Origin of the sequence: Flavobacterium sp. Leaf82, assembly GCF_001422725.1 — a bacterium.
Taxonomy (GTDB): Bacteria; Bacteroidota; Bacteroidia; order Flavobacteriales; family Flavobacteriaceae; genus Flavobacterium.
Genome location: NZ_LMMA01000001.1, coordinates 706,828 through 719,913 on the forward strand (window position 1 = coordinate 706,828; position 13,086 = coordinate 719,913).

Genomic DNA, 13,086 nt, shown 5'->3' on the forward strand with positions numbered 1-13,086 from the left:
ATAATTTTAGATTGTTGATTTTAGATTGTTGAAGTAGGATTTAAAAAATCAGAAATCTAAAATCTAAAATTTGAAATAAAATTTCTGTCCCAATCTTTCCAAACGGGTTCGTAACCTGAGTTCATTATAATTTGTGCGATTTCTTTAGCCGAACGTTCATCGCTGATTTCGAATTGTTCCAAAGATTGCGGATCTACCACATAACCACCCGGATTGGTTTTAGAACCCGCGCTCATACTTGTAACGCCAATAGGGATAATGTTGTTTCTAAATTTTTCGTTTTCACGGGTCGAAATAGAAATTTCAAGATCTTCATTCCACAAACGATACGCGCAAATAAGTTGGGTCAGATCTTTATCATCCATAATAAAATTAGGTTCGATAATACCTTCGGCAGGACGTAATCTGGGGAAAGAAACAGAGTATTTAGTCTGCCAGTATTTTTTTTGAAGATAATCCAGATGCAAAGCATTAAAAAAACTATCTGTTCGCCAGTCTTCCAATCCTAATAAAACGCCTAAACCTATTTTGTGAATTCCAGCTGTTCCAATTCTGTCAGGAGTTTCTAATCGATAATCGAAATTTGATTTTTTACCTTTTGTATGGTACTTTTTATACACTTCCTGATGATAGGTTTCCTGATACACCAAAACCGAATAAACACCTGCTTCATGCAAACGTTCATAATCTTGAGTAGAAAGTGGCTGAACTTCAACCGAAATAATCGAAAATTCTTTTCGAATTAAAGCAATTGCATTCAGGAAATAATTGATGTTAACGGTATAATTTGCTTCGCCTGTAACCAATAAAACATGATCGAAACCAAGATTTTTTAGAGCTTCCACTTCAAGTTTAATTTCTGAATCAGAAAGGGTTTTTCGCTTGATTTTATTGTCTAAACTAAAACCGCAATACGTGCAAATGTTTTGGCATTCGTTACTTAAATAAAGCGGTGCATACATTTGGATCGTTTTGCCAAAACGTTTTTTGGTTATTTCGTGGCATTCTTGTGCCATTTGCTCCAGATAATTTTGTGCAACAGGAGAAATCAAAACCAAAAAATCATCGAGATTTCGTTTGGTTTTAGACAAAGAACGTTCTACATCTTTTGATGTGGTTTGGTATATTTTAGATTGAATAGTATCCCAATCATGGTTTTCAAAAACCGATTTGAATGTTTTCATTGGATTGTGTTTTAGCTGCGAGTTTTTTTACCGCAAAGTGCGCTAAGATTTACGCAAAGTTCGCTAAGCTTTGTGTTCTTTATGTTTGTCTAAAAGTTCGCAAAGCTTAGCGAACTTTGCGAAAAAACCTTGCGAACTTTGCGGTTAAATTATTCGTAAAGAAATGATGTCAAAGGACTAGAAGCCACAGCATAATTCTGCTGATTCGCAATTCGGGCTTCAAAAGCTTTTCGACCGGCAATAACAGCTTCTCTGAAAGCTTCAGCCATTAATTTCGGATTTCCAGCGACAGCAATTGCGGTGTTTACCAAAACAGCATCGGCACCAATTTCCATTGCTTTTGCAGCGTCAGATGGAGCTCCAATTCCGGCATCTACAATTACAGGAACATTGCTTTGTTCTATTATAATCTCGAGGAAATCTATTGTTTTAAGACCTTTATTACTTCCAATTGGTGAACCCAAAGGCATAACGGCAGAAGTTCCTGCATTCTCTAAATGTTTGCATAAAACAGGATCAGCATGAATATAAGGCAGAACAAAAAAACCAAGTTTAGCCAGTTCTTCCGTAGCTTTTAAGGTTTCAATAGGATCCGGCATTAAGTATTTAGGATCCGGATGAATCTCTAATTTTAGCCAATTTGTTTCTAAAGCTTCTCTTGCTAATTGCGCTGCAAAAACAGCTTCTTTGGCATTTCTTGCTCCAGAAGTATTGGGTAGCAAATGAATATTGGGATGTTGCAAATGCGATAAAATAGCATCAGTTTCTGTTTCTAAATCGATACGTTTTAAAGCAACAGTCACCAACTCACTTCCTGATGCTAAAATAGCTTCTTCCATTTCAAGGTTCGAACCAAATTTTCCCGTTCCTAAAAATAGGCGGGAGGTTAAGGTTTTATCTCCAATTTTAAACAATGACGTTTGCATATAACTTTTCGTTTATTTGTTGAATTAATTTTTTCTTTTGATCGCTATTTGTAATCATTCCCGAAACTGCAATACCATGAATTCCGGTTTCCATTAACGGATTTATATCTCTTAAGTCGATTCCTCCAATAGCATAAACGGGTATTTGTATTTTATCCTTTTTCATTTTTTGAAGAATCTCAAAGTACCCTGACAATCCTAAAATAGGACTTAATTTTTCTTTCGTACTGGTAAACCTAAAAGGTCCTAGACCAATATAATCACAGCCGTTTTTTACATGGTTTTTAATATCATCAAAAGTATTAGCAGTTCCTCCAATTATTTTGGTGCTGCCTAAAATGGCTCTGGCTTCATCAATTTTCATATCTGTGAGTCCTAAATGTACCCCGTCTGCAGCAACTTGCTGAGCGAGATATAGGTTGTCATTTACAATAAAATTGGCGAGATATTCTTCGCATAAAAATTTTACAGCTTCTGCCAATGCAAATGTGTCTTTTTCAGTTTGATCCTTAAATCGCATTTGTACCCAATCGCATCCTGCATCTAATGCCTGATGAATGTTGTACAATTGTTCTTCGATCGTATTTCCTTGTGAGATGTATTGCAGTTTATGGTACATAGTGATATCCGATTAAATTTGAAGTTGAACTCAGGTATTTTTCAATATAGGTTTTAGCATTTTTACAAGAATCGGTAAGGGAGTAATTCAAAGCTAAATTTGCTGTAATTGCAGATGACAATACACATCCCGAACCATGTTTTTCAAAACATTTTTTTCTGGAAGGCAATAAATCAATAATTTCATTTTCAAGAAATAAACGATCCGTTCCAATCTCAGAAGAATTATGCCCGCCTTTTAATAAAACAGAAGTTGAAATTTGATTTTGTAACCAAAGTTTCTCTGAAATAAATCCCGGAAACAAAACTTCTATTTCGTTATAATTTGGTGTAATCAAATCGACTTTTGATAAAATTTTATTTAGATCCAATTGATCTTTCATTTTCATGAATTCGAATTCCGTGGTCGATTTTAAAACCGGATCCCAAACAATTTGAGTTTTTGGAGATAACAGTTTTATAGTCGAAAGAATTCGGTTTAAATAATGCAAAGAAGGCACAATTCCAATTTTCACTGTTTTGATAGAATAGCTTTTAAATAAAATTTCAATTGATCTAATTACAAAACTCAAATCTGTCCATTCAATAGTCTCAAACTTATTTTCGGTCTGGATGGTATTGGCAGTTGTAATTGCAAATCCGGTAACCTGATGTTGCTCAAATGTTTTGACATCAGCCAAAACACCAGCGCCGCCAGTTGGATCAAAACCGGCTATACTTAGCGCGAAAGGACGATTTTCTGACATAATTTGAATTGTTTTATTGGTTTTTCGCTATTCCAGATACTTCCTAAAAGAGCTACATCATCAAAACCATTTTCAAGTGCTTTTTGAATGTTTTTTGAATCAATTCCGCCTAAAGCAATGACTTTTATATTGTGGTTTGTTTTTAATTTTAAAGCTTCAAAAAGGTTTGCTTTTGGATGATAATTTTCTTTAGAAATACTTGTAAAAACAGGACTTAAAAAAGCATAATCAAAATCATTTTCTAAAGAATTGAAATCCTCAATAGAATGTGTTGATGTTGAAAATATCTTTCTCTCAGAATCAATTAAAGAACTATTTCTTCTTTCTTTTTCAGAAAAATGAATCCGATTAATTCCAAAATCTTCCGCCAATTGATGATGATGGTGTATTACCAAACGATCGCGATATTCTGGTTTTATCTGATCAATAAATTGAGTCATTTCAATCACAGTAAAGGCAGGTTTCCTAATATGAAGCAAAGACAAACCTTCTTTAAACAAGGAATCAATAATGCTGATTTCGTTTGCAATTGCAGAAGGATTTGTGATTACGATCATATCTATTCTCTTTATTCTTTCTTCTATTTTCTCTTAGATATAAATCTCTTTTCCTTGCTCGATAAACTCTTCTGATTTCTCTTGCATCCCTTTTTCGGCAGCAGCGACATCACGAATTTCCTGAGATATTTTCATAGAACAGAATTTTGGACCACACATCGAACAGAAATGCGCCACTTTTGCGCCATCAGCAGGAAGGGTTTCATCATGAAATTCTCTTGCAGTATCTGGATCTAACGATAAATTAAACTGATCTTCCCAACGGAATTCGAAACGGGCTTTACTTAAAGCATTGTCGCGATATTGTGCTCCAGGATGACCTTTGGCTAAATCTGCGGCGTGTGCAGAAATTTTATACGTGATAACTCCGTCTTTTACATCTTTTTTATTGGGTAAGCCAAGATGTTCTTTTGGTGTTACATAACACAACATAGCGCAACCGTACCAACCAATCATGGCGGCTCCAATTGCCGATGTAATATGATCGTAACCTGGTGCAATATCAGTTGTTAATGGGCCTAAAGTATAAAATGGAGCTTCATGACAATGTTCTAATTGTTTGTCCATGTTTTCTTTAATCATGTGCATAGGTACGTGACCCGGACCTTCTATAAAAACCTGAACATCGTGTTTCCAGGCAATTTTGGTTAGTTCGCCAAGAGTTTCCAGTTCGGCAAATTGAGCTGCGTCGTTAGCATCTGCAATCGAACCCGGACGTAAACCATCTCCTAGAGAAAAGGCTACATCATATTGTTTCATGATTTCGCAAATTTCCTCGAAGTGTGTGTATAAAAAGTTTTCTTTGTGATGAAATAAACACCATTTCGCCATGATCGATCCGCCACGAGAAACGATTCCGGTAACGCGATCTGCGGTTAAATGAATGTAACGCAATAAAACTCCGGCGTGAATGGTGAAATACGAAACACCTTGTTCTGCTTGTTCGATTAAAGTATCGCGGAAAACTTCCCAGGTTAAATCTTCGGCGATTCCTTTTACTTTTTCTAACGCCTGATAAATAGGAACGGTACCAATTGGAACCGGAGAATTACGAATAATCCATTCTCTGGTTTCGTGGATATTTTTACCAGTCGATAAATCCATAATCGTGTCAGCTCCCCAACGGCAAGCCCAAACGGCTTTTTCTACTTCTTCTTCGATGCTTGAAGTCACGGCGCTATTACCAATATTGGCATTTATTTTTACTAAGAAATTACGTCCAACAATCATGGGTTCACTTTCAGGATGGTTGATGTTGTTAGGGATAATGGCTCTTCCGCAAGCTACTTCGCTACGAACAAATTCCGGTGTGATTTTGCTTTTTGGCGTGTTGGCTCCAAAACTATGTCCGTCGTGTTGGCATCGCATCGCTTTGGTTTGTTCGTTTAACAATTCGATACGCTGATTTTCGCGAATCGCGATATATTCCATTTCCGGAGTTATAATGCCTTGTTTGGCGTAGTATAATTGTGTTACGTTGGCGCCTTTTTTGGCACGTTTTGGCTGATGTAAATACTCGAAACGAAGATGATTTAGGCTTTCATCTTTTAATCGGGTTTGTCCGTAATCTGATGTGATTTCGTTTAAGATCTCAACATCATTTCGGTTTAAAATCCATTCTTCTCTTAATCTTGGTAATCCTTTGCGAATGTCAATTTCGATATTAGGATCGGTGTATGGTCCTGAAGTGTCGTAAATTGTTACGGATGGATTTTTCTCGATTCCGCCATTAGAAAGCTTGGTGTCGCTAAGTATTACTTCGCGCATGGCTACTTCTATTGGATGAATTTCGCCTTTTACATAGACTTTCTTGGAATTAGGAAAAGGTGTTCTGGAGATTTGTTCTTCTGTAGTCATAAAGGGAAGTTTAAAGTTTTCTTGTTTCAAGTTTCAGGTTTTCTGTAGAGACGCAAAGTAGTGCATCTTTTTTCAGGTGTTTTTTATATGTATTTTTATTGGAATTTGGTTCCGAAGGATCGAAATAATTCTTGGAATTTGTTTTTCTGCCAGGGATAGAAGTGAAAAGCCCGTAAAGGAGAAAACCGTAAAAAATAAGGATTAGGAAAGCGACCAACGGAAGCTTTGCTAAGACTATATTTTTTGGGTTGACGACTGCGGACTTGAAACGGATAGCCCGTTTAGGCAGCCGTATTATCCTCCTTGTGTTGCTGAAATAATTAAGATTTCGTCGGTTTCGTGTACGAGATGTTGGCTCCAGTTTGTTTTTGGAACAACGGTGTTGTTGATGGCAACGGCGATTCCGTTTTGTTTGTGCGGAATTTCGAGATCGAGCAATGATTGAACGCTAAGCGATTCAGCATTGAAATGTTTTGTTTGTTGATTGATTTTTAGTTCCATTCCTTAGTTTTTTTGGTTTATATAAGATTCACTTGGGTGAATCTATACCTTAGGAATGGCTACAATTGCGCATAGAAATGCGCGCAGAAGTCATCTTACTTTTCCCTACGCTAGTATGAACTAGATCAGGTTCAGAGGGTAAAATCTCAGCCTACAAAGTTGTAGACACCCCTAAAGTGTGAAGCAAATATAATCTTTTTTTTAAAGTTTTCAGTTTTCAGTCGCAGTTTTCAGTCTTTAACTTAAAAATATCAGGTTTTAAAAATTGAAAACTGAGACTAAAAACTGCGACTATTTCCCTTTTCTGGTAAAGCAATCTTCGATATGATCGTTGACCATTCCGGTGGCTTGCATGTGTGCGTAAATTACGGTTGAACCTACGAATTTAAAGCCTCTTTTTTTTAAATCTTTACTTATTTCGTCTGAAAGTGGAGTAGTGGCAGGAACATCTTTTAATGTTTTGGGATTGTTATTTATGGGTTTGCCATTGGTGAATTTCCAGATATACGTGGAGAAACTGCCAAATTCTTCCTGAATTTTCATGAAAGACTGGGCGTTTGTAACAGCTGAACGAATTTTTAATTTGTTACGGATAATTCCGGTATCCTGAAGTAATGCTTCGATTTTTTCTTCGGGATAATTGGCTATTTTTTTATAATCAAAATGATCAAAAGCAACCCTGAAGTTTTCTCTTTTATTTAAAATTGTAATCCAGCTTAAACCTGCTTGAAAAGTTTCTAATATTAAAAACTCAAATAATGACTCATCGTCGTAAACGGGTTTTCCCCATTCTTCGTCATGATATTTTTTATATAAATCGCTGGCAGAACACCAGCCGCATCTTATTGGTTCCATTTTTTATTTCAAATGTATAAAAAAACCTCAAACCGTTAGGTTTGAGGTTTTGAATAAATGTATATAATTATTATTTTCTTTCTAAAAGAGTAATCATAATCAGACTATTTGTATTATCAATTTTTTCAGTATATTTTACTTTTAAAGTACTTTTAGTTAATTCCAGAACTTCTACTGTATTTACTTCAGTTTCACCATCATAAATTGTAGATAAAATATTGTCCTTTAACGTCCATGTTCCTTTATCAGTTAAAGGTGTACATTTGTTGTTTTCGAATTCATATTCAATGTCAGTGAATTTTCCGCCAGAAATATATTCAATTGTATTATTATCACATTTGCCATCATTAGGTATGTTAACTAATACTTCTTGTCCGTTTACAACGCTTCCCATTTTTACAGGTGTCCATTTTCCTTCAATAGATCCTGAGTTATCATCGTCGCTGCTACAAGATACACTTGCTAATCCTAATGCCAATACTGACAAAAATAAAATGCTTAGTTTTTTCATTTTTTTGTTGATTTTATTTGTTAAAAATTCGTTAACAAAAGTAAAATCTTTTTCTTTAAAACCAAAAGTTAAGCAGGATTTTTCGTGTTTATTTTTACTAGAAATTAACGTATTGAAAATGAGACTTTTTGTTTAAAATAATCTATTTCCCAATTTTCCAGTGATATCCTTTTACAGAAGGAATATAGGCTGAGTTCCCGATGATGATTAAATCGTTGTAAATCTTTTTATTGTATTTTATTCCGATTGCTTTTCCTGAGGTGTACATTTTGTTTGCCTCGAATTTAATTTTCATTCGTGCATCTGTGAATTTAGCATCAGAAATTTTTTCAACAAACCATGTCGATTTCCATTTAATGGCAATCTCGTCTTCGGCAGTTTTAGTGATGCTTTTAATTAATTTTACACCTTCTTTAGGAATGTTATGATCTTCGATTAATTCTTTTTGAGTTAACGTTTCTCCTGTCTTACAAGTCAAAAGTAGTTTTTTGAAATAGCTAAAACCTTTCAGTTTTTCAGTATCTGGATTTCCTATTTCAGTGCTGTCTTTTGCAGAACTTGCTTCTTCTGTAATGGTCTTGTTGTTTTTTATTTTCTTTGGAACAAATGTTTTCGCAATCGAATCTGTAACAGCTGTTATGGTTTCGGCCGTGCTTTTTGAAATGTCTTTTATTTTCTCAGAAATGCTTGTAGTTGATTTCAGCAAGTTTTCCCGATCATTTTTATTACAGTTAAAAAGACATAATGAAAGGATAATTACTAAAATTAAATTTTGATTTTTCATTCGTTAGTGCCTTCTTTTGTCTCTATAGCTTTGTCTTCTTCAAGATACTTTTTAATCAAATGATGACCTAAATATATTAATGGAGTTAATACAACGGCCACTGAAAGCTTAAAAAGATATCCTGTTAAACCAGAAGATATAAAAGTTTTAAAATCAATTTTTCCGGGTAGCCAAAATGCAATTCCTAACACAATAAAGGAATCAAATAACTGGGAAATTACAGTTGATCCTGTTGTTCTAAGCCAAATTTTTCTTTCTCCTGTTCGTCGTTTAAAGAACCAGAATATCCAGACATCGATTAACTGAGAAGCCATAAAGGCAATTAAACTACCTACAATTATCCACATACTTTGACCAAAAACAGCCTGAAATTGCTCGTCGTTTACGGGGCTAATTCCTTTTGCAGCAGGAATTACGATTGCCATAAATAATATTAAAAAAGCATATGCAATAAGACACGCCGTTATAAGAGATAGTTTTTTTACGCCTTTTTCGCCAAAATATTCATTTATCAAATCTGTGGTTAAAAAAACTATTGGCCAGGGTAATATACCAATACTCATTACAAACGGACCAATTTGAATTAATTTTCCTCCAATAAGTTCAGCAACGACCGCATTCGTTATAAAGATTCCTGCTAATATTACAAAAACAATTTCTTTTCTGGTTTTAAACATGTGATTTGGTAAATGATGTCCCAAATTTAAACTATTTCTCTATAACTTTTAAAGGATAATTTTAAATTAAACGATGGTTTATAGAGAATCTGAAAGTTAAAATTTTCATTTGAATGCTGATTTTTAGTTACATTTGGTACAATAACATGTAATATTTTTATATTAAATCAAATTAATGATAATGAAAAAATTAATGACAATTTTTCTCATGGGAACAACCTTATTCGCGGCCAACGCACAAACGACTTCCGATAATCCATTGCTTAAAAAATGGACAGGACCTTATGGTGGAGTTCCTGCTTTTAATGAGTATAAGGTTTCAGATTTTAAACCTGCAATTCAATTTGCGATTCAGGAAAAACTAAGTGAGATCGATGCTATCGTAAATAATCCAAAAGCACCAACTTTTGATAATACTATTGCTGCTTTAGAGCGCTCTGGAAAAACAATGTCCAGAATTTATACTGTTTACGGAATTTATGGTTCTACTTTAAGTACTCCGGAATTCGATGCAGTTGAAACCGAAATGTCTCCAAAATTATCTGAGTTTAGTGATAAAATTGTTCAAAATAAAAAGCTGTTTACTAAAATAGAAACTTTATATAACTCAAAAGAAAGTAAAAAACTTACCAGTGAGCAACAACGTTTAATTTGGTTGTATTATACTGATTTTGTTCGTGAAGGAGCTAAATTAAATGTACAGGATAAAGAAAAAGTTGCTAAAATTAATCAGGAATTAGCAAGTCTTTTTACAAAGTTCAGTCAAAATTTATTGGCAGAAGAACACAACCAATACGTAGCCTTAAAAACAGAAAGCGATTTTGATGGTTTGCCAACCGAGGTGAAAAATGCTGCAATAGCTGAGGCTAAAAGCAGAAAACTGGATGTTATGGGTTGTATTGCTAACACACGTTCGTCTATTGAACCATTTTTAACTTTCTCAACACGTAGAGATTTAAGAGAAAAAGCATTTGATATTTTTGTGAAACGTGGTGATAATGGTAATGCAAATGATAACAATTCAACTCTAGTTTCTATTTTACAATTGCGTACTCAAAAAGCAAAATTGTTAGGTTTTCCTACTTTTGCTGATTGGAGTTTGTCTAATAAAATGGCAAAAGATCCTAAGAAAACAATAGATTTGATGATGTCAGTTTGGGAACCTGCTGTAGAAAAAGTACATCAGGACGTTGCCGAAATGCAAAAAATTGTAGATGCTGAAGGAGGTAAATTTAAAATTCAACCTTGGGATTATCGTTACTACGCTGAAAAAGTTAGAAAAGCAAAATACGATTTAGATCAAAATGAGGTTAAGCCTTATTTGCAATTAGAAAACTTACGTGAAGGTATGTTTTGGGTTGCAGGTGAATTATTTAATTTGAGTTTTAAACAAATTACGACTGTTCCTGTATATCATCCGGATGTGCGTGTTTGGGAAGTAAGTAATAAGCTTACTGGAAAAGTAGTTGGATTATGGTATTTTGATCCTTATGCGCGTACAGGAAAACGTTCTGGTGCATGGATGAATGCTTATCGTGATCAACAAAAAATGGATGGAGACGTTCTTACTATCGTTTCTAATAATTGTAATTTTATAAAAGGAACTGCAAACGAGCCGGTTTTGATTTCCTGGGAAGACGCTACAACTCTTTTTCATGAATTTGGACACGCCCTTCACGGATTATGTTCTAATGTAACATACCCAAGTTTAGCGGGAACGAGTGTTGCGAGAGATTACGTAGAGTTTCCTTCTCAGTTATTAGAGCACTGGTTAGCGACTCCAGAGGTATTGAACAAGTTTGCTTTGCATTATAAAACAAATCAGCCATTACCACAAGCTTTAGTAGACAGAATCGAAAAAGCATCTACTTTTGGTGAAGGTTTTTCTACAGTAGAAACTATTTCAAGCTCTTTGATTGATATGAAATTACATTTAACGACTTCTCCTATCGATCCTCATAAATTCGAAAAAGAAACTTTAGATGCACTTCATATGCCGTCAGAAATTGTAATGCGTCATAGAATTCCACAATTCGGACATATTTTTTCAGGAGATGGATATGCAGCTGGATACTACAGTTATTTATGGGCTGATGTTATCAATGCAGATGCTTATGAAGCTTTTACAGAAGGAAAAGGGCCTTATGATAAAGAAGTTGCTAAACGTCTTTATGATAATGTTTTTAGTGTAGGAAACACTATAGATCAGGAGAAAGCTTATGAAAACTTTAGAGGCAGAGCTCCTAAATCTGATGCTTTAATGCGTGCTAGAAATTTTCCGATTAAGGATAAAAAATAGTAGATTAAATCTTTAATGAAATCCCTGCATAATGTATTTTATGCAGGGATTTTTTTGTGAAGTTTAGAGTTGAGTTTTAACTACAGATTTTAAGGATTAAAAAGATTTTTACATTCTTTTCATTATTATAGTAATAAATTCGAATAACCGATTTGCCAGATTAGCTGTTGGTTTTTGTTAAATTTTTATGTCAAAATTGTAGATAAGATTATTTTTAGGCAAAATAACCACAATCATTGTCATTTCGACAAAGGAGAAATCTTCGCAAGAAGCTCGACAAAGATTGAATTCTTATTGCGGAGTTACTTAGGAAAATTTCTCCTTTGTCGAAATGACAAAAAATGAGCAGATCAACTTAAAATTAGGGTTTTATAAAAAAACTTCTCGGATTCAAAGTTTTAAACTTTGATCAAGTTCTATTCGAACTATTAAAACAAAAAAAGCCCTGAATAAATAAATATTCAGGGCTTTTTTATATTGAAATAATATATTAACCTAAAGTAACTCTTTTGAAACCTGTGATTTCAACGTTGTATCCTTTAACGTAATCACCAACTTTTTTACTATCGTCTTTGATAAAGTTTTGATCTAACAAAGCTTTCTCTTGATCTAAAGTAGTGTTATCAGAGATAAAACGTTGAACTTTCCCTGGGATAATTTTGTCCCAAATTTGCTCTGGTTTACCTTCAGCTTTTAATTCAGCTTTAGCATCTTCTTCAGCTTGTTTTAAAACTTCTTCAGTTAATTGAGAGAAAGAAATATATTTAGGAACATTTTTTAAAGTTTTTCCTAAACGTTTTGCTTCTTCATTATCTTTTTCGATTACAGCAATACGAGCAGCAAGTTCAGATTCAACGAAAGCAGGATCAAAATCTTTGTAAGATAATGTATCAGCTCCCATAGAAGCTACTTGCATAGAAACATCTTTAGTTAAAACGTCAGCGTTAGGAATTGCAGCAGAAATTGCAGTTAATGCAGCAATTTTGTTAACGTGAACATAAGATCCAACGAAAGCACCTTCTAAAATTTCAAAACCACCGATTTCGATTTTTTCTCCGATAACTCCAGTTTGCTCGATTAATTTTTCAGCAACAGTAATTCCGTTGAAATCTGAAGCTAAAAATTCTTCTTTAGAAGAGAAGTTAATAGCTCTTTCTACTAATTCTTTAGCTAAAGTTACGAAAGCCTCATTTTTACCTACGAAATCAGTTTCGCAATTTAAAGTGATGATAGCTCCTTTAGTATTGTCAGCATTGATAAAAGAAACAGCAGCTCCTTCAGAAGACTCACGGTCAGAACGGTTAGCAGCAACTTTTTGTCCTTTTTCTCTAAGAACTTGTATAGCTTTATCGAAATCTCCGTCAGCCTCAACTAAAGCTTTTTTACAGTCCATCATTCCGGCACCTGTAGATTGTCTTAATTTATTTACGTCTGCAGCAGTAATTGTTGCCATAATATTTTGAATTTTAATGTTAAAAGTAAAAATTCCATCTTTTAAATTCTAAACTCCAATTTTATTAAATTATCAACATAACGTTTTTAATTTGTGTTTGGATTTTAGAATTTAAAAT

The 13,086-nt window shown here is 34.1% G+C and carries 13 protein-coding genes and 1 riboswitch; of the genes, 1 reads left to right on the top strand and 12 read right to left on the bottom strand.

Features of this window, described 5'->3' with window-relative positions:
• Positions 1-56: 56 nt before the first annotated feature.
• The 11 genes from thiH to ASF10_RS03025 all read right to left on the bottom strand — a co-directional run bounded on the left by thiH (position 57) and on the right by ASF10_RS03025 (position 9,216).
• The gene (thiH, locus tag ASF10_RS02970; RefSeq protein ID WP_056245199.1) at positions 57-1,184 is read right to left on the bottom strand and encodes a 2-iminoacetate synthase ThiH; all 1,128 of its coding nucleotides are present in this window, start codon (positions 1,182-1,184) and stop codon (positions 57-59) included.
• Between the two features lie 149 nt (positions 1,185-1,333).
• The gene (locus tag ASF10_RS02975; RefSeq protein WP_056245202.1) at positions 1,334-2,110 is read right to left on the bottom strand and encodes a thiazole synthase; all 777 of its coding nucleotides are present in this window, start codon (positions 2,108-2,110) and stop codon (positions 1,334-1,336) included.
• On the bottom strand, positions 2,091-2,729 hold the full coding sequence (locus ASF10_RS02980; protein ID WP_056245203.1) for a thiamine phosphate synthase: 639 nt from the start codon (positions 2,727-2,729) through the stop codon (positions 2,091-2,093). Before ASF10_RS02980 ends, ASF10_RS02975 begins: the two co-directional genes overlap by 20 nt.
• Positions 2,719-3,474: a hydroxymethylpyrimidine/phosphomethylpyrimidine kinase gene (locus ASF10_RS02985; protein WP_056245205.1), complete on the bottom strand. Its 756-nt coding sequence runs from the start codon at positions 3,472-3,474 to the stop codon at positions 2,719-2,721. The genes ASF10_RS02980 and ASF10_RS02985 overlap by 11 nt, the downstream gene beginning before the upstream one ends.
• Positions 3,447-4,031: a thiamine phosphate synthase gene (locus ASF10_RS02990; protein ID WP_056245210.1), complete on the bottom strand. Its 585-nt coding sequence runs from the start codon at positions 4,029-4,031 to the stop codon at positions 3,447-3,449. The genes ASF10_RS02985 and ASF10_RS02990 overlap by 28 nt, the downstream gene beginning before the upstream one ends.
• Positions 4,032-4,064: 33 nt before the next feature.
• Entirely contained in the window at positions 4,065-5,888 is a 1,824-nt protein-coding gene (thiC, locus tag ASF10_RS02995) for a phosphomethylpyrimidine synthase ThiC (protein WP_056245594.1), read from the bottom strand.
• A gap of 294 nt (positions 5,889-6,182) precedes the next feature.
• Positions 6,183-6,389: a sulfur carrier protein ThiS gene (gene thiS, locus ASF10_RS03005; RefSeq protein WP_056245215.1), complete on the bottom strand. Its 207-nt coding sequence runs from the start codon at positions 6,387-6,389 to the stop codon at positions 6,183-6,185.
• Positions 6,390-6,474: 85 nt separating this feature from the next.
• A riboswitch (TPP riboswitch) is annotated at positions 6,475-6,572 on the bottom strand.
• A gap of 108 nt (positions 6,573-6,680) precedes the next feature.
• Entirely contained in the window at positions 6,681-7,244 is a 564-nt protein-coding gene (locus tag ASF10_RS03010) for a DNA-3-methyladenine glycosylase I (protein ID WP_056245218.1), read from the bottom strand.
• Positions 7,245-7,314: 70 nt separating this feature from the next.
• Positions 7,315-7,755 carry a lipocalin family protein gene (locus ASF10_RS03015; protein ID WP_056245222.1) on the bottom strand — a complete coding sequence of 147 codons (441 nt, stop codon included), beginning with the start codon at positions 7,753-7,755 and terminating at the stop codon, positions 7,315-7,317.
• A 142-nt stretch (positions 7,756-7,897) separates the two neighbouring features.
• Positions 7,898-8,539, bottom strand: a complete 642-nt coding sequence (locus ASF10_RS03020; protein WP_056245225.1) for a hypothetical protein — start codon at positions 8,537-8,539, stop codon at positions 7,898-7,900.
• Positions 8,536-9,216 carry a queuosine precursor transporter gene (locus tag ASF10_RS03025; protein ID WP_056245228.1) on the bottom strand — a complete coding sequence of 227 codons (681 nt, stop codon included), beginning with the start codon at positions 9,214-9,216 and terminating at the stop codon, positions 8,536-8,538. The genes ASF10_RS03020 and ASF10_RS03025 overlap by 4 nt, the downstream gene beginning before the upstream one ends.
• Before the next feature lie 181 nt (positions 9,217-9,397).
• Here ASF10_RS03025 and ASF10_RS03030 point away from each other — a divergent pair, with 181 nt between their 5' ends.
• The gene (locus ASF10_RS03030; protein WP_082472370.1) at positions 9,398-11,515 is read left to right on the top strand and encodes a M3 family metallopeptidase; all 2,118 of its coding nucleotides are present in this window, start codon (positions 9,398-9,400) and stop codon (positions 11,513-11,515) included.
• A 490-nt stretch (positions 11,516-12,005) separates the two neighbouring features.
• Here ASF10_RS03030 and tsf read toward each other — a convergent pair whose 3' ends face one another.
• Positions 12,006-12,968 (bottom strand): translation elongation factor Ts, encoded by a 963-nt coding sequence (gene tsf / locus ASF10_RS03035; protein WP_055096895.1) that lies wholly within the window; start codon positions 12,966-12,968, stop codon positions 12,006-12,008.
• Positions 12,969-13,086: the final 118 nt, after the last annotated feature.